We start from the raw sequence: 16,375 nt of genomic DNA, 5'->3' as shown, positions 1-16,375 counted from the left end.
CAACCCGCTGCGCCGCGGTGGAATGGTTCGATGACAGCAGCCAAGCCCGGGGCAATCACGCAGTCAAGGTCGAGGGCGGCTTTGGCGGGCAAGGGGCCGCAGACCCATTCCAACGCCGTCACTATAGGACGGCATCGCAACCTGCAAAACCCGAAACTGCGCGGCCATTTCCGCGTTCTTCGGGCTTTAGAAAAAACCTGCCATTTCCATAATCGAACCACGCCAAAGCCCGCTCCGGGCCCAGGCGCCAAGCGATACAGGATGTGAGGCAACCATGCTTGACAAGATGACCAACCAGCTGGGTTTTCAGGGCAACGCGCTGATTTTGCGCGCCGAGCGCCAGCGCATCATTGCCAGCAACATTGCCAACGCAGACACCCCCGGCTACGTTGCGCGGGACTTTGACTTTGCCAGCACCTTGCGCGAAGCCACCAAAGCGCCTGCAGGCACGGATGTGAAGTCCGTTCTGAACGGAGACAAGGGGCCCGCAGTCAGCACCGCCACCTCGGACCCCCGGCATTTCCGCGCCACCACCACCGGCTCGGGCTCGGCTTCCACCCTGGGCGGCCCCGGCAAGCTCGGCTATGCCGTGCAGACCCAACCTGCGCTAGACAACAACTCGGTGGACCTGGACCGCGAGCGCGCGAACTTTGTGGACAACGCGGTGCGTTACGAAGCCACCCTGCGCTTCATCAACGGCAACGCCAAGACCATGCTCAGCGCCATCCAGGGCCAGTAAGCGCAAACACCACCCAACGAGGCACCCCATGTCCATGTTCTCCATCTTCAATGTGTCTGGCAGCGCCATCAGCGCGCAGTCGCAGCGCCTGAATGTGGTGGCCAGCAACCTGGCCAACGTAGACGCCGTGGCAGGCCCGGATGGCAAGGCCTACAAGGCCCGGCAAGTGGTTTTCCAGACCACACCCATGGGTACCGACAGTGCCGCAGGCGTGCGTGTGTCGTCCATCAAGGAAAGCGATGCGCCCGGACGCAAGGTGCACGCCCCCGCGCACCCCCTGGCCGACGAGCAGGGCTACGTGAACCACTCCAACGTGAACGCCGTGGAAGAAATGGTCAACATGATTTCTGCCTCGCGCTCGTACCAGAACAACGTCGAGGTCATGAACACAGCCAAGTCGCTGCTCCTCAAGACCCTGCAAATGGGCCAGTAACCGACCCGGCATCCAGGAGAGATCCGCATGATCATCAGCCCCACCCAAGCCACCGCTGGTACCACCACGGGCAGCACCAAGGCCTCTGACCCCAACACCGATCCGGCGGCAGCGCAGGACCGGTTTCTGAAACTGCTGGTGGCGCAGCTGAACAACCAGAACCCGATGAATCCTCTGGACAACGCCCAGATGACATCGCAAATGGCGCAGATCAACACGGTGACTGGCATCCAGCAGCTGAACCAGACCATGGCCAGCATGGCGGCGCAGTTCAATTCGCTGCAGGTCATGCAGGGCACCGCCCTGGTGGGGCGCAGTGTCTTGACCGAAGGCTCCACCGTCACCATCGACGACAAGACGGGCAAGGGAGGCTTCGAGCTGGCCTCTGCCGCCACCAGTGTGAAGGTGGAGATCGTCAACGCCAACGGCCAGGTCGTAGATACCGTGGACATGGGCGGCCAGGGCGCGGGCCGGCGCCTGTTCAACTGGGACAGCAGCAAATACGCAGGCTCTACCGATGGGCTGCGCTTCCGGGTCACGGCACTCAACGGCAACACCCAGGTGGGAACCACCTCGCTGGCCCTGTCGAAGGTGGTCGCCGCAGGCGCCGAGGACGGCCAGCTGATGCTGAACCTCTCGAACGGCCAGGCCGTCCGCTACACCGACATCAAGGCCATGGTCTGACGACCGCCATTTCCCACGACCGCATCGAACACACCGCCCTCCCAGGAGAACACCATGAGTTTTCAACAAGGCCTCTCCGGCCTGAACGCCGCCAGCAAGAATCTGGACGTGATCGGCAACAACATCGCCAACTCCAACACCGTGGGCTTCAAGGCCTCGCGCGCGGAGTTTGCGGAAATGGTGGCTTCTGCCATCGGCTCGGCAGGCGGCTCCAGCGCCGGTATCGGGGTGGAGACGGCCAACGTAGCCCAGCAGTTCACCCAGGGCAATCTGAACATCACGGGCAATAACCTGGACGTGGCCATCAACGGCAATGGCTTCTTTATGCTGAAGCTGCCGGACCAGACCCAGGCCTACACCCGCGCGGGCAACTTCAAGCTCGACAAGGTGGGCAACATGGTCACCAACGATGGGGCACAAATTCTGGGCTACGCCATCAATCCCGTGACGGGTCAGCGCAGCAACGAGCCTGTGCCTATGGTGTTCCCCACCTCTGAGCCCATCCCTGCCAAAAAGACGCAAAACATCGTGCTGGGCATGAATCTGGACGCAACCGCAGTTGGCGACCTCAAAGCCACGCCACCAGTACAACCGGCCGACCGCTCCACCTATGGCACGTCCATTAATGTGTTTGACACCCAAGGTGTACCCACACCTGTGAACTTATATTTTCAAAAGAACGGCTCCAACAGCTGGGAAATCTACGACAAGCTGAATGATAAGAACGCCGTCCCGCCAGTGATCGGCCGCTTTGTGGGCAAGATCGAAATGGACGGCAACGGCAACATCATCGGGATGACGCAGCCCACGGGGAAGCCAAATTCAGATGGTAACTTCGAGGCAGGCATAAGGACCACCCGCAAAGCTGACGGTACCTTTGAGAAGTCTGATGTCACATGGAAATGGACAGAGGTCAAAGACACCTCGGTGACGCCAAATAAGACTATCGACTGGGTGGTGAATACTGAAACCTTCACTGTTAATCCAACGGCACCGACCACATTCGAGTTCAAGCTAAACCTGTCGGTAGACCCCAGCCAGGCCAACCCCAACAACCCGCCGACGAAGTTCGACGTCAGTCTGGACCTGAGCAAGACCACCCAGTTCGGTGCGAAGTTCGCGGTGTCCGAGCTGACGCAGGACGGCTATGCGTCCGGTGAGCTGACAGGCATCAACATCGAGAACAACGGCATGATCATGACGCGCTACTCCAACGGCGTCACCCGTGCCGAAGGGCAGCTGGCGCTGGCCAGTTTCCGCAACACCCAGGGGCTTGCCTCCATCGGCGGGAACAACTGGGTGGAAACTTTCGAGTCGGGCCAACCCGTCAAGGGCGCGGCCACCGCCGGCAACTTCGGCTCGCTGCGCTCTGGTGCGCTCGAAGAATCCAACGTGGACCTGACGGCCGAGCTGGTCAACATGATAACCGCCCAGCGCGCCTACCAGGCCAATGCACAGACCATCAAGACGCAAGACCAGGTGCTGTCCACCCTGGTGAACTTGAGATGAGACACCCCCTGAGTCGCTTCGCGCCTTCCCCCTCTCTCTACGCGCTGCGCGCTACGGGAGCGGGACGCACCCAGCGCGGCGGGGCGGTGCGGCCGGCTCAGGCCCTTGCGCGGCTGCGCTGGCTTGGGCCGCGCCAGCTGCATGCGCAGTGGACGGCGTGCGGGATCGCAGGGAACTGAAAGGAACATGGCGTTATGGACCGCATCATCTACACCACCATGACAGGTGCCAACGCCGCTGCCCACCGGCAGTCGGTGCTGGCCAACAACCTGGCCAATGCGTCCACCAACGGCTTTCGGGCAGAGATGTCCACCTTCCGCTCGGTGCCGATGCAGGGCGACGGCTCCACCACCCGCGTGTTCGCGCTGGAAGCCACGTCGGGTTACCTGAACACCGCTGGCCCCGCCAAGACCACCGGGCGCAGCCTGGACGCGATGGCCATGGGCAACGCCTGGTTTGCCGTGCAGGGGCTCGATGGCCTGGAGGCCTACACCCGTGCGGGCTCGTTCAACGTCTCGGCCGCGGGCCAGCTGGTCACGCCTTCGGGCCTGCCTGTGCTGTCTGACGGTGGCGCACCCATCGACATTCCCCAGGGCGCCGAAGTGACCCTGGGCGCCGACGGCACCATCACCGCCAAGGCCGCAGGCCAGCCGCCCGCTGCAGTAGGCCGGCTCAAGCTGGCTTCTCCCACGGCGGAAGACCCGCTCAAGCGCGGCGACGACGGGCTGTTTCGCACCGCCTCGGGTGAGCCCATGCCCAACGATGCAGCAGCGCGCATGCTCAGCGGTGCGCTCGAAGGCTCCAACGTGAACCCGGTGGAGAGCATGGTCGGCATGATCGCAGCCTCCCGCCAGTTCGAACAACAGATGCGGCTTCTGCAAACGGCCGAAACCAACGACAAATCAGCCGCCCAGCTGCTCAGCCTCAACGGCTGACCGTCGGCCCCACGCCCACGCTGAACCGCCCTCAAGGAAATCGCCATGTTCACCGCCCTCTACACCGCCAAGTCCGGCATGACCGTGCAGCAGACCAAGATCGATCTGCATTCGCACAATCTGTCCAACGTCTCCACTACCGGCTTCAAGCGCAACTTTGCCAACGTGGAAGACCTGGCCTACCAGAATTACCGCCAGGTGGGCGCTGCCGCCACAGAGCAAAACCAGCTGCCCACCGGGCTGCACATGGGCCTGGGTGCGCGCACGGTGTCGATTGGCCGCAACTTCGAGCAGGGCAGCCTGCAAGAGTCCAAGAACAGCCTGGACGTGGCCATCAACGGCAACGGCTTCTTTGAAGTGACCATGCCCGACGGCACCATCGGCTACACCCGAGATGGCTCCTTCAAGGTGGACGCCCAGGGCCGCCTGGTCACCTCGGGTGGCCTGCCGGTGGCCAACGGCATCACCATTCCGCCCAACGCCACCAACATCAGCATCAGCAACGACGGCGCCGTGAGCGCCACCGTGCCGGGCAACACCCAGCCCCAGCCTCTGGGCAACCTGGCCATGTCGGGGTTTGTGAATGCGGGCGGCCTGGAGCCCATCGGGCAAAACCTGTTCAAGGAATCTGCAGCCTCGGGCCAGCCCCAGCAGGGCACGCCTGGCACCAACGGGCTGGGCATCATCAAGCAGGGCTTTCTGGAGTCTTCCAACGTGAACGTGGTGGAAGAGCTGGTGAACATGATCCAGACGCAGCGCGCCTACGAGATGAATTCCAAGGCCATCTCCACCACCGACCAGATGCTGGCCAAGCTGAGCCAGCTCTGAGCCCGCGCCGCCTGAAGAAAGCCTGCCATGAACCGCACCGCATTCACCCTGATGGCCCTCAGCACCCAGGGCACCGCACGCAGAACGCTGGCCGTCAGCGCCAGCATCGCCCTGGTGGCTTTGGCCACCGGCTGCGCCAGCATGTCGCCACCGCCCCCGGTGGACATCCTGCCCACGGCCCCGCTACAACTCACCGTCGCCCCCCGCGCTGCGCCTGCGCCCGCCACCGGCAGCCTGTACAACGCAGCCAGCTACCGCCCTTCGTTCGAAGACCGGCGCGCACGGCTGGTGGGTGATTTGGTGACCATCCAGATCGTGGAGACAGTGACCGCCAAGCAGGCTTCATCGTCCACAGTAGACCGCAGCTCCGAAGTCAGCGGCGGCGTCACGGCCTTGCCATTCGCCAAGGCCACCCTCACCGACAAGCTCAGCCTGGGCGCCAGCTCGGGTAACACCTTCTCGGGCAAGGGCGGCACGGAAAGCGCCAACACCTTCCAGGGCTCCATCACCGCCACCGTGATCGACGTGCTGCCCAACGGACACCTGGTGGTGGCGGGCGAAAAGCAGATTGGCGTGAACCAGAACGTGGACGTGCTGCGGTTTTCCGGCACCATCGACCCCCGCGCAATGCAGCCGGGCAGCGTCATCAATTCCACCCAGGTGGCCAATGTGCGCGTGGAATCGCGTGGCCGGGGCGCGCAAAGCGAAGCCCAGGCCATGGGCTGGCTGGGCCGCTTCTTCAACAAGGTCACACCGTTCTGAACGGGGCCTGCTTCGGTCGCTTCGCGCGCTGCCGGGGCCGGCATGAAGGCTCGGCGGCCGCGCGCGGCACACCATGGTGGTCGCGCCACCCGCTAGCACCGGCCCCGCCAATCACTCATATTTTGATAGCTACCCGCGCTTGATACATAAGCGCCGGGTGGCATTTTTATTGAAATTCTCCGCGCAGGGCATGCGCTGGGCGCGTGCCAGCAGCGCAGCGCCATCCGAGGCAATAGACCGGTGAACCGGCTTCTTTTTGGGTTTTAGTTCTTGCCATGGCCGACCACAATGGAAGCCATGAAAGCCTCGTCCCACTCCGTTTGGTCGCGCAGCCTGCGCGCACTCTGGCTCTTGCTGGCCGCAGTGCTGGCGGCGGCATCGCCTGCAGCGCACGCATTGCGCATCAAGGAAGTGGCGGCCGTGCAAGGCGTGCGCAGCAACCAGCTCACCGGCTATGGTCTGGTGGTGGGGCTGGACGGCACAGGCGACCAGACCACGCAGATGCCCTACACCACGCAGGCCATGTCCAACTACCTGCAGCAAATGGGCATCCCCCTGCCGCCGGGCACGGCCTCGCAGTTGCAGCTCAAGAACGTGGCAGCCGTCATCGTCACCGCCCAGTTGCCCGCGTTTGCGCAGCCGGGGCAGATGCTGGACGTGAACGTGTCTTCCATGGGCAACTCCAAGTCGCTCAAGGGCGGCACCCTCATCACCACGCCGCTGCGCGGTGCCGATGGCGAGGTCTACGCTTTGGCCCAGGGCAACCTGGTGGTGGGTGGCGCCGGGGCGTCGGCAGGCGGCAGCAAGGTGCAGATCAACCACCTCGCGGCTGGCCGCATTCCGCAGGGCGCGCAGGTCGAGCGCACCGTGCCCACGCCACTGCATGACAGCGACACCATCAACCTGGGCCTGAACGCCTCAGACTTCCAGACCGCCCGCAAGGTGGCCCAAGCCATCAACGCCAAGCTGGGCAACGGCCTGGCCACCGCCATTGACGGCCGCACCGTGCAGGTACGCGCACCTCAGGACCCCGGTGCCCGCGTGGGCTTCATCGCCGACCTGGAAGAGCTGCCCCTGGAAAACAGCGTGCCCACGGCCAAGGTGGTCATCAACGCCCGCACGGGCTCCATCGTGCTCAACCAGGCCGTCACGCTGGGCTCGTGCGCCATTGCGCACGGCAACTTGTCCATCACCATCAGTTCCACCCCGGTCATCAGCCAGCCCAATCCGCTGTCGCAGGGGCAAACGGTGGTCACGCAAAAGAGCGACATCACCATCAACCAGGAGCCCGGCAACATCATCCAGATGCCGCCCTCGGCCCAACTGGCCGATGTGGTGCGCGCCTTGAACCAGCTGGGTGCCACACCGCAGGACCTGCTGGCCATCTTGCAGGCCATCAAGGCCGCTGGCGCTCTGAACGCGGAGCTGGAGGTGATCTGACATGGCCCTGACCCTGCCCTCGTCTGCTCCCAGCAGCGCCCGCCAGGCGCTGGCGGTGGACACGCGCTCGCTCAACAACCTCAAGCTGGAAGCGGGGCAAAACAGCCCCGATGCGGCCAAGGAAGCCGCAAAGCAGTTCGAGTCGCTGTTCATGCGCGAGCTGATCAAAAGCATGCGCGAGGCCACCATGAAGTCGGGCCTGCTCGACGGCGCCCAGGGCGACCTGGGCTCGGACATGCTGGACCAGCAACTGTCGGTGCAGATGTCTGGGCAGCCTGGGGGCTTGTCGGAAGCGATTGCACGGCAACTCTCGCGCCAGATGGGTGTGGCAGAGCCCACCTTCTCGGTGCCTTCCACGCTGAGCCTGCCGCAAGTCACGGGCCGCGCTGGCGTGGCCACCAAGGGGGCAGTCAGCCCCATCAACACCACCACGCCCGCCCCCAAGGGGCGTGACGATTTTGTGCAGCACCTGAGCAGCACGGCCGAAGCCGTGGCCAAGGAAAGCGGCATTCCTGCCAGCTTCATGCTGGGCCAGGCAGGCCACGAAACCGGCTGGGGCCGCAGCGAAATCCGCAACAAGGACGGCTCCACTTCGTTCAACCTGTTCGGCATCAAGGCAGGCAAGGGCTGGACGGGCAAGGTGGCCGAGGTCACCACCACCGAATACATCAACGGCGTGCCCCGCAAGGTGGTGGCCAAGTTCCGCGCCTACGACTCGTACGAAGATTCGTTCCGCGACTACGCCCGGCTCATCACCGACAACCCCCGCTACGAAAAAGCCCAGGCCACGGCCCGGACTGGCTCTGCCGTGGCCTATGCCGCCGAACTTCAGAAGGCGGGCTACGCCACAGACCCCGAATACGCCAGGAAACTCAGCGGTGCCATTCAGAGCGCACTGCGGGCCCAGAAGGCGCAAGCATGATGGAAGCGGTGTAAATCATGGGACTGCTCAACGTCGGCGCTCGCGCCCTGATGGCCAACCAGGTGGCCTTGCAGACGGCTGGCAACAACATTGCCAACGTCAACACCCCCGGGTATTCGCGCCAGTCCGTGGCACTGCAAACCGTGCAGGGGCAATTCTCGGGCGCGGGCTACATCGGGCAAGGGGTGGATGTGCGCACCATCTTGCGCAACCAGAGCGAATTGCTCACCCGCCAGGCCGCAGCGGCGGGATCAGTGAGCGCTGGGGATACGGTGCGCGCGCAGCGGCTCAGCCAGCTGCAGGAGATCTTCAGCGGCGGCCCCACGGGGTTGGGCGCCGCCATCAACGACATGATGAACGCGTTCTCGGACGTCGTGGCTGCCCCCACCGACCTGTCGGCGCGCACCCTGGTGCTCACACGCATGGACGAAACCGCATCGCGCATGCGCACCTCGGCCGACCGCATCAACGAGATCCAGTACACGGTGACCGAAGAGCTGAAGAACAGCGCCAACACCGTCAACAGCCTGGCCAAGCAGATGGCTGCGATCAACGAGCAGATTGCACGCGCCACAGGCAACGGGCAAACCCCCAACGACCTGCTGGACCAGCGCGAGCAGGTCATCCGCGAAATCAACCAGTATGTGCAAACCACGCAGATACCGGCAGACGACGGAACCATCGGCCTGTTCGTCGGTGGTAGCCAGCCCCTGGTGCTAGGCACCACAGCCACCGAGGTGGCGGTAGGCGACTCGGGCACGTTCCCGTCCAGCGGGCAGGTCAACAGCGGGCAGGTCAAGCTGCTCTTCACCCGCCCAGGCTCTCCAAAGATTGAGCTGGACGAAAACATGCTCGGGGGCGGCAGCATCTCGGGCCTGCTCCGGTTCAACAACACCGATCTGGCCGAAGGGCGCAACCTGCTGGGCCGCATGGCATTGGCCATTGGCAGGTCTATAAACTACCAACAGGGTATGGGGCTCACACTGGACGGTGAAAAAGGGAAACCTCTGTTTTCTGAACCCAAAAGTGCACTCGGGTACACCAGCGGCATCGCCGAAGGAATTATCGACTTCCAAACCCCGCTGGGCACCTCCCAGTTTGCGGCTTCGGATTACGAGGTGCGCTTTACCTCTCCACCTGGGGGACAGATCATTCGCCTGTCCGACAACACAACCACCAACGTGCTTGATTTCACCGATCCAGCAGGGGTGATGATGGACGGGCTTACCTTCAAGTTCACTGCCGCTGGCACCCTGAATGAACGCGTGCTGTTCAAGCCATTCGCCGACGCGGCGGCTAATATTCAGGCGCTGGTGTATTCGCCCCGCGATCTGGCTGCGGCCAACCCCGTGAACGCGGCCATGGACCCGTCCAATGGCGGCACGCTGCAGCTGGCGGAACTCAAGACTACCGGCGCGCATTGGAAGACCACGGGCACTCCGCCCGTCTTCGTCGACCCGCCCGAAATCATCAGCAACGGCGTGGTGGCCGACATCACGCTCGATCCACAGACCATCCCTTCCCAAATCACGCTCAAGTACGAACAGGACAAAGGCGGCTTCATCATCTCGGGCACTAGCGAGCGCCCCCTGAACGTCCCGCCCCCAGACACGTATGTGGCCGGCACCACCGTGGTTCCCTACACCTCCGGCCAGGCCATCCGCCTCAATGGCTGGTCCATCACGCTGAAGGGCACGCCCAAAGATGGGGATATCGTGACCGTAGGCGATGCAAAGCTGGACGGCGACTACTACACCCGCAATGCCGGCAACGCCACAGCGCTGATGAACCTGCGCGATGTGAAGATGTTCGACGAATCCACCCTCAGCGACGGCTACGCCAGTGCCATGGCCCAGGTGGGCACGCGCACGCAGAGCGCGCTGTTTGCCTCCGATCTGTCAAAGTCAATTGCGGTGAACCTGGAAAACGACCGCACGGCCGTTTCAGGCGTGAACCTGGACGAAGAAGCCGCCAAGCTGCTGCAGTACCAGCAGGCCTACCAGGCATCGGCCAAGATGCTGCAAATTGCGCAGAGTGTCTTTGACACGCTGATCCAGAACCTGGGCCGATGAGGCCGCCTCTGATGCACTCCGAAGGAGTCTGACATGAGCAATACGATCTTTCGCGTTGGCACGGCCAACATGTATGACAACGCCATCCGCAACGTATCGGCGCGGCAGACGTCGCTCGTCAACCTGCAGGAGAACCTGACCTCGGGCAAGCGTGTGGTGCGTGCCAGCGACGACCCCGTGTCGGCCGCCCAGGCTGAACGCGCGCTGACCCGGATCAGCCGCATCCAGACCGAGCAGCGCGCCCTGGAAAACCAGCGCAACGCCATTGCCCAAGCTGAATCCACCATGGGTGACGCCGTCAATCTGGTGCAGGAAATTCGCCAGCTGGTCGTGAATGCGGGCAACGGCGCCCTCAAGCCCGAAGACCGCAAGACCATCGCCAACCAATTGCAGAGCCTGCGCGAGCAGCTCTCCGATGTGGCCAACCGCAAGGACACCAACGGCATCCCCTTGCTGGGCGCCCTGGGCAGCGCGGTCAACCCGTTTCTGGGACCGCTGCCTGGCAACCCCGACTACGAGTTCAAGGGCCAGCCGGGGCAAAGCAGCAACACAGGGGTTTCCATCGCCAACACGCTGGACGGCCATTCGGCCTTCATGTTCGATCCGCAGCGCGACGGCGCCTACACCGCCAGCGTGAGCACCATCCCCGGCAACCGCACGCTCACCACCAGCGCCCTCACCCCGGTAAACCCCGGTGCCGTCACGGGCAACAACTACCAGATCGTGTTCAGCGCCGTGGGCCCCGGCGCCACGCCCGGCACGGCCACGGCCACGTACACCATTCAAGACCTCACCCTAGGTACTTCATCGGCCCCCGTCACGGTGCCTGACTTTCCGACCGACAAGCCGCTGAGCATCGAAATATCTGCCGCGACCAACCCCGCAGTCAACGTGCCCGGTCTGTCCTTCACCATCAATGCCTCGCCTGCCAAGCAGGCCGACGGCAGCCTGGCCTATTCACCCGCCAACGGCGACACCATCAGCCTGCAGCCTAGCCCCAGCCTTTTCAGCACCATCGACAGCGCTATCAAGAACATCGGCGGCGCAGCTAACAACAACGCCGCCACGCAGGCCGTGGGCCAGGCTCTGGCCAACATCGACAGGGGTCTGGAACGCATGCACAACATGCGCGGCTATGCAGGCGAGTTGCTCAACCGCGCAGACCGTATCACCGGCGACCAGGAAAAGCGCTCCGTGCAGCTCGAATCCGACCGCTCACGCGCCGAGGATCTGGATATGATCAAAGGCATTTCGGACTTCCAGAACCAGCAGACGGGCTACCAGGCAGCGCTGCAGACCTATGCGTCGGTTCAGAAGCTTTCGCTGTTCAATTACATCAGCTAGCGTCCCGCCCCGCGCAGCGCGCCGGGCCCCAGATGCCAGCCGCACCGCCTGAGAGCACATGGTCCAATCCGTCCTAGGCAGTCTGATTCTGGGCTACCGCCCCTTGTGGAACCGCGCCCGCAAGCTGGCTGGCGTGCAGCTGTATGTGCACAACGAGTCCTCGCTGCTGGTAGACGCAGGCCACCTGCTGCGCACGCTGGCAGAGCTGTGGTCGGCCAGTTCCCCGCCGCTGCTGATCTCGCCCCAAACGCACCAGCTGCTCTCCAGCCTGCTGGAAAGCGCGCCGCGCGGCAGCCCGTGGATTGAAGTGCGCGGCGACTGGCTGAACGATTCCACCATCTTCAACCAGGTGCGCGCAGCCCATCGGCGGGGGCTCAAGCTGGTGTGGCGTGGCGAGATTGCCAACCTACCACCCGCCGAAGTGGCGCGCTGCTTTGACAACAGCCTGCTCACCCTGCGCGCCGAAGACGCCATTGCCGCACTGCAGCGCGGACCACAACAGCCCGGCGCCCCCAAGCTACCACCACGCAACATCAGCCCCATCCTGGCAGGGCAGATGTATGAGAACGTGGCCAGCCGTGCCCTGATGGAGCACTGCCTGGACAACAACGCGCTGGCGCTGGCCGGCTGGCCCACGGAAGACGTGCTCTACAGCATGCGGCACACGCCGCAGCAGCCGTCACACGCGGTCATTCACCGGCTGATGAAGGCCATCGACAACGAGCAGTCGCTGGAGACGTTTGAAGACATCATGAGCGAGGATCCGATCCTGTCCTACCGCTTCATGATCTACACCAACTCGGCAGCCCTGGGCCTGCGCACCGGCATCGACTCTCTGCGCCGGGGCATGGTGATGATGGGGTACGAGTCCATCAAGCGCTGGCTGTCGGACCAGCTGCCCCACTCCAGCACCGAGCCCAACATGCAGCCCATCCGCGAGTCCATGGTGATGCGTGCGCGCCTGACCACACTGCTGCTCAACCCCGGCGTGGAAAACGAGCTGCGGCGCGAAATTTACCTCTGCGCACTGCTGTCGCAAATGGATGAACTGCTGCGCGAGCCCCTGGGCACGATCCTGCGCCGCATCCCGCTGTCGGAACGCATTTACGACGCCACGGTGCTGCACACCGGCCCGTACGCACCCAGCCTGCAAATGGCCTGCGCGCTGGAACACGACGACGCCAGCGTGATCCGCCGCCTGTGCGAAGAGCACGAGATGGACCTGGAGGAAGTCAACCGCGCGCTGCTGCGGGTGCTGTCCGATCTGGAAGTGGAACGTCCGGCCCCTCCCCGTTGAGGGGTGTGACCCAGGCTGATCTGCACCGATCTGCCCGCAGCCCGCAGCCCGCACCCACTACTCCAGCACACCCGGCTGGGTGACAAGATAGCTCTGCAAGGCCGCAATGGCCTGCCGCACCTTGGCAGGCTGCGCATCCCGCTGGGGCGTCACGGCCCAGATATCCAGGGTGCCCATGGTCCACTGCGGCAACAGCCGCACCAGGCGGCCTGATGCCAGCGCGTCCTGCACATCCAGGCTGCCCATCAGCGCCACACCCAGGCCTGCCTCGCACATCTGCTGGATGGACAACTGGTTGTTGCTCACAATGCGCGGCTCCACCCGCAGGCTGCGGGCCGCGCCCTCGGGGCCCCTCAGGTCCAGCAGCAGGCCCGCCCCTTCGCGTGCTAAGCCCAGCCAGCCATGGGCCAGCAGGGCATCTGGCGTTTCGGGGTTGCCATGCCGGTCCAGATACTCGGGCGAGGCGCACAGCCACCATTCCAGCGCCCCCAGCCTGCGTGCCGCCCAGGTCGAATCGGCCAGGCGGCCAAAGCGCACCGCCAGGTCCACCCGGGCGTTGATGAGATCAATGGGAGCATCGTCCACCAGCAACCGCAGCCGCAACGAGGGGTATTGCGCCAGCATCGCGCCCAGAGCCGGGGAGACATGCCGCGCAAAGCCCACGGTGGCCGACATGCGCAGCTCGCCACTGGGCGCATCGCGCGCGGCCGCCAGCTCGGCCCGCGCCTGCTCGGCTGCCGCGCACATGGCTGCGCACTGGGCGTGATAACGCTGGCCTGCTTCGGTCAAAGCCAGTTTGCGGGTGGAGCGGTGCAGAAGCGTCACGCCCCCTTCCCGCTCCAGTTGCCGCACCTGCTGGCTGACCGCTGACGGGCTCATGCCCAGCACCCGGCCCGCGCCCGTCATCGAACCATGCTGCACCACGCTGGCAAACACCGCCATCCGCTTGAGATCGTCCAACACATCCTCCTGCCGCAGTGAGCCTGTTCAAAGGCTTGATTTTGAAGCAGCGCTTCAAAGACAAAGCATTTTCAACCCTCTACCGCAAGCGCAGCATCAAAAATAAGCTTGCAGCATCTTCACTCCCCTTGCAGGAACACACCATGCACATCGCACTGATTGGCGCCACCGGCTTTGTAGGCACCGCATTGTTGAATGAACTGCTGCAACGCGGCCACCGCGTGACGGCCCTGGCCCGCGACCCGGCCAAGCTTCCTTTGCGCGAGGGCCTGACCGTGGTGCAGGCAAACGCAACAGACGCCGCGCAGGTGGCCCAGGCCGTCCGGGGGGTGGACGCGGTGGCCAGCGCCTATAACCCAGGCTGGACGCATCCCGACCTGCACGACGAATTTCTGCGGGGCAGCCGCGCCATCACGGCGGGCGTCAAGGCCGCTGGCGTTCAGCGCCTGCTGGTGGTGGGCGGCGCAGGCAGCCTGTATGTGGCGCCAGGCGTGCAGCTGGTGGACACCCCCCAGTTCCCGGCCGAATGGAAAAACGGCGCACTGGCCGCCCGCGAAGCGCTGAACCTGCTGCGCCAGGAATCCACCCTGCAATGGACCTTCCTCTCACCCGCCATCCTGCTGGAGCCCGGCGAGCGCACGGGCCACTACCGCCTGGGCACGGAATCCCCCCTGATGAACGGCGACCAGCCCGGCAAGATCAGCGTGGCCGATCTGGCAGTGGCCATCGTGGACGAGCTGGAGGCTCCACGCCACCTGCAGCAGCGCTTCACCGTGGCGTATTGACGCTTGAATTGCTACTTTATTGATAGCTGCTTGCGCTTATAAATAAAGCGCTGCAAGGGTGTTTTGTTCAAAAAAACCGCACCTGGGTGGCGAGAAAGCCTGCAAAAGGCACCGAGGCGACGGCCATCCGCGCGCCAAGCGCCTGTTTCGCGGCTCTGCGCTCAGCCGCTCACTTCATCGCTGCCACCACCTGCTGGAAGATTTGCCAGAAGGCCGCTTCCTGCGTGGTGGCAAAGTTGATGCGCATAAGCGTGCTGGGTTTGCGCTCGGCATGGAACAGCGCGCCGGGAGCCAGCAAGTAGCCCTCGTCCAGCATGCGCTGGGCCAGAGCGTCGGTGTCCACGCCCGTATCGACCCAGCCGAACAGGCCCACCGGCTCTGCCGCAAAAGTGCAGCCGGCTTGCAGCGCCAGCTTGACGCTGCGTGACCGGGCGGCATCCAGCCGGGTACGGATGCGCTCGGCATGGCGGCGCAGCTGCCCTTGCTCAATGCACAGGGCCAAGGCTTTTTCCAGCAAGGCAGGGGTGGTGAGAGTGGCCAGCAGCTTGGTGTCGAGCAGGGGCTCCACCAGATTCGGCGGGGCCGCCAGGTAACCAATGCGCCAGTTGGGCGCAAGAATCTTCGCGAACCCGCTCACATAGATGGTGCGCTGCAGACCATCGAGCGCCGTGAGGCGAGTGGCGTGCTCTGGCGCGATGTGGCTGTAGGTGTCGTCCTCCACCACATGAAAGTTGTGCTGGTTGGCTAACTGCAGCACGCGGTGGGCGCTGCCCGGGCTGAGGCAGTAGCCCGTGGGGTTGTGGAACACGCTCACGCTCACGTACAGCTTGGGCTGGTGCACTTCGCAGTAGCGTGCCATCACCTCCAGGTCTGGCCCGTCAGCGCGACGCGGCACGGGCAGGATGCGCATGCCCAAGGCCGCCAGCCGCGCAAACTCCACCGCCCAGCCGGGCTCCTCCACCATCACCGGGTCGCCAGGGCGCAGCAGCGTGCGGCTCACGATGTCCAGCGCGTGCGTGGCCCCCACGGTGGTGATGATGTGCTCGGGCACCGTGTGCACGTTGAGGGTGGAGAGCTTCTTGGCCAGCAGGCGGCGCAGGTGCGCATCGCCCAGCGGCTCGCCGTACTGCAGCGAAAAATCTTGCAGGCTGCGCGAGTTGGTGACCTTGCGCACCGCAGCGGGCATGAAGGTGGACTCCAGCCACTCGGACGGAAACACGCCCATGCCGGGCTGGGGCTTGTCGCTGATCTTGTGGAACATGCCGCGGATGAGCGCCGTGGCGTTGACGGGCGACACGCCCCGCCCCGCGCGCCCGGCGGCGCGCGCCGCAAACCAGTGGGCGGTGCTCCAGTTGGGGGCGGCGTTTTCCAGGGTCGGGTCCGCGGTGCGGGCATCGGCCCCGGCGGCGGTGTCCGCGCCGCCGCTGTCGCGCACGAAGAAGCCCCGGTTCTTGCGGGCCTCCACCAGCCCCAGCGCCAGCAGCTGGTCATAGGCCGCCACCACGGTGGACGGGCTCACGCCGTTTTGCTGAGCGCACTGGCGCACCGACGGCAGGCGCGCGCCCGGGGCCAGCAGCCGATTGCGGATGCGCTCGGCAAAGCGCTCCGACAACTGCTCGGTCAGCGACTGGGTGGACGACTTCATCAACATGGCGGGTCTCCGGG

15 protein-coding genes are annotated in these 16,375 nt (G+C 64.5%); 13 read left to right on the top strand and 2 right to left on the bottom strand.

All coding sequences use genetic code 11. The annotated features are described in order from the left end of the window. Positions 1-274 precede the first annotated feature (274 nt). The 12 genes from flgB (at position 275) to BDD18_RS11550 (ending at position 12,965) form a co-directional block, all read left to right on the top strand. Complete coding sequence (gene flgB / locus BDD18_RS11605) at positions 275-739, top strand: flagellar basal body rod protein FlgB (protein WP_066692927.1); 465 nt, start codon at positions 275-277, stop codon at positions 737-739. A 28-nt stretch (positions 740-767) separates the two neighbouring features. After that, positions 768-1,172 (top strand): flagellar basal body rod protein FlgC, encoded by a 405-nt coding sequence (gene flgC / locus BDD18_RS11600; protein WP_066692924.1) that lies wholly within the window; start codon positions 768-770, stop codon positions 1,170-1,172. Between the two features lie 27 nt (positions 1,173-1,199). Further along, positions 1,200-1,856, top strand: a complete 657-nt coding sequence (locus BDD18_RS11595; RefSeq protein WP_066692921.1) for a flagellar hook assembly protein FlgD — start codon at positions 1,200-1,202, stop codon at positions 1,854-1,856. 54 nt (positions 1,857-1,910) lie between these two features. Then, complete coding sequence (flgE, locus tag BDD18_RS11590; protein ID WP_142083339.1) at positions 1,911-3,365, top strand: flagellar hook protein FlgE; 1,455 nt, start codon at positions 1,911-1,913, stop codon at positions 3,363-3,365. A gap of 194 nt (positions 3,366-3,559) precedes the next feature. Further along, positions 3,560-4,300 (top strand): flagellar basal-body rod protein FlgF, encoded by a 741-nt coding sequence (flgF, locus tag BDD18_RS11585; protein ID WP_142083337.1) that lies wholly within the window; start codon positions 3,560-3,562, stop codon positions 4,298-4,300. Between the two features lie 45 nt (positions 4,301-4,345). Beyond that, positions 4,346-5,128 (top strand): flagellar basal-body rod protein FlgG, encoded by a 783-nt coding sequence (flgG, locus tag BDD18_RS11580; RefSeq protein ID WP_066692915.1) that lies wholly within the window; start codon positions 4,346-4,348, stop codon positions 5,126-5,128. A gap of 27 nt (positions 5,129-5,155) precedes the next feature. Beyond that, positions 5,156-5,890 carry a flagellar basal body L-ring protein FlgH gene (locus tag BDD18_RS11575; protein WP_420837318.1) on the top strand — a complete coding sequence of 245 codons (735 nt, stop codon included), beginning with the start codon at positions 5,156-5,158 and terminating at the stop codon, positions 5,888-5,890. A 288-nt stretch (positions 5,891-6,178) separates the two neighbouring features. Beyond that, a complete protein-coding gene (locus tag BDD18_RS11570; RefSeq protein WP_142083336.1) occupies positions 6,179-7,330 on the top strand; it encodes a flagellar basal body P-ring protein FlgI in 1,152 nt (383 codons plus the stop codon). Between the two features lies 1 nt (position 7,331). Further along, complete coding sequence (gene flgJ, locus BDD18_RS11565) at positions 7,332-8,252, top strand: flagellar assembly peptidoglycan hydrolase FlgJ (protein WP_142083335.1); 921 nt, start codon at positions 7,332-7,334, stop codon at positions 8,250-8,252. A gap of 17 nt (positions 8,253-8,269) precedes the next feature. Then, positions 8,270-10,324, top strand: coding sequence for a flagellar hook-associated protein FlgK (gene flgK, locus BDD18_RS11560; RefSeq protein ID WP_142083333.1), 2,055 nt, complete (start codon positions 8,270-8,272; stop codon positions 10,322-10,324). 33 nt (positions 10,325-10,357) lie between these two features. Then, on the top strand, positions 10,358-11,668 hold the full coding sequence (gene flgL / locus BDD18_RS11555; protein ID WP_142083331.1) for a flagellar hook-associated protein FlgL: 1,311 nt from the start codon (positions 10,358-10,360) through the stop codon (positions 11,666-11,668). Between the two features lie 58 nt (positions 11,669-11,726). After that, positions 11,727-12,965, top strand: a complete 1,239-nt coding sequence (locus BDD18_RS11550; RefSeq protein ID WP_142083329.1) for an HDOD domain-containing protein — start codon at positions 11,727-11,729, stop codon at positions 12,963-12,965. Between the two features lie 57 nt (positions 12,966-13,022). Here the strand turns inward: BDD18_RS11550 and BDD18_RS11545 are convergent, their stop codons facing one another. Continuing rightward, the gene (locus BDD18_RS11545) at positions 13,023-13,925 is read right to left on the bottom strand and encodes a LysR family transcriptional regulator (RefSeq protein WP_142083328.1); all 903 of its coding nucleotides are present in this window, start codon (positions 13,923-13,925) and stop codon (positions 13,023-13,025) included. Positions 13,926-14,068: 143 nt separating this feature from the next. On the opposite strand from BDD18_RS11545, the gene BDD18_RS11540 reads away from it, so the two are divergent. After that, positions 14,069-14,710, top strand: coding sequence for an NAD(P)-dependent oxidoreductase (locus BDD18_RS11540; protein WP_066693232.1), 642 nt, complete (start codon positions 14,069-14,071; stop codon positions 14,708-14,710). A gap of 169 nt (positions 14,711-14,879) precedes the next feature. Here the strand turns inward: BDD18_RS11540 and BDD18_RS11535 are convergent, their stop codons facing one another. After that, entirely contained in the window at positions 14,880-16,361 is a 1,482-nt protein-coding gene (locus BDD18_RS11535; protein ID WP_066693186.1) for an aminotransferase-like domain-containing protein, read from the bottom strand. Positions 16,362-16,375: the final 14 nt, after the last annotated feature.

Origin of the sequence: Acidovorax temperans (assembly GCF_006716905.1) — a bacterium.
Classification (GTDB): domain Bacteria; phylum Pseudomonadota; class Gammaproteobacteria; order Burkholderiales; family Burkholderiaceae_C; genus Acidovorax; species Acidovorax temperans.
This window is presented reverse-complemented; position numbering and strand designations above follow the sequence as displayed.

Coding starts and splice junctions, on each gene's coding strand:
- flgB (WP_066692927.1), top strand. CDS start 275: ATGCTTGACAAGATGACCAACCAGCTGGGTTTTCAGGGCAACGCGCTG.
- flgC (WP_066692924.1), top strand. CDS start 768: ATGTCCATGTTCTCCATCTTCAATGTGTCTGGCAGCGCCATCAGCGCG.
- BDD18_RS11550 (WP_142083329.1), top strand. CDS start 11,727: ATGGTCCAATCCGTCCTAGGCAGTCTGATTCTGGGCTACCGCCCCTTG.
- BDD18_RS11535 (WP_066693186.1), bottom strand. CDS start 16,361: ATGTTGATGAAGTCGTCCACCCAGTCGCTGACCGAGCAGTTGTCGGAG.
- flgJ (WP_142083335.1), top strand. CDS start 7,332: ATGGCCCTGACCCTGCCCTCGTCTGCTCCCAGCAGCGCCCGCCAGGCG.
- BDD18_RS11540 (WP_066693232.1), top strand. CDS start 14,069: ATGCACATCGCACTGATTGGCGCCACCGGCTTTGTAGGCACCGCATTG.
- flgK (WP_142083333.1), top strand. CDS start 8,270: ATGGGACTGCTCAACGTCGGCGCTCGCGCCCTGATGGCCAACCAGGTG.
- flgG (WP_066692915.1), top strand. CDS start 4,346: ATGTTCACCGCCCTCTACACCGCCAAGTCCGGCATGACCGTGCAGCAG.
- BDD18_RS11575 (WP_420837318.1), top strand. CDS start 5,156: ATGAACCGCACCGCATTCACCCTGATGGCCCTCAGCACCCAGGGCACC.
- flgE (WP_142083339.1), top strand. CDS start 1,911: ATGAGTTTTCAACAAGGCCTCTCCGGCCTGAACGCCGCCAGCAAGAAT.
- BDD18_RS11595 (WP_066692921.1), top strand. CDS start 1,200: ATGATCATCAGCCCCACCCAAGCCACCGCTGGTACCACCACGGGCAGC.
- flgF (WP_142083337.1), top strand. CDS start 3,560: ATGGACCGCATCATCTACACCACCATGACAGGTGCCAACGCCGCTGCC.
- flgL (WP_142083331.1), top strand. CDS start 10,358: ATGAGCAATACGATCTTTCGCGTTGGCACGGCCAACATGTATGACAAC.
- BDD18_RS11570 (WP_142083336.1), top strand. CDS start 6,179: ATGGAAGCCATGAAAGCCTCGTCCCACTCCGTTTGGTCGCGCAGCCTG.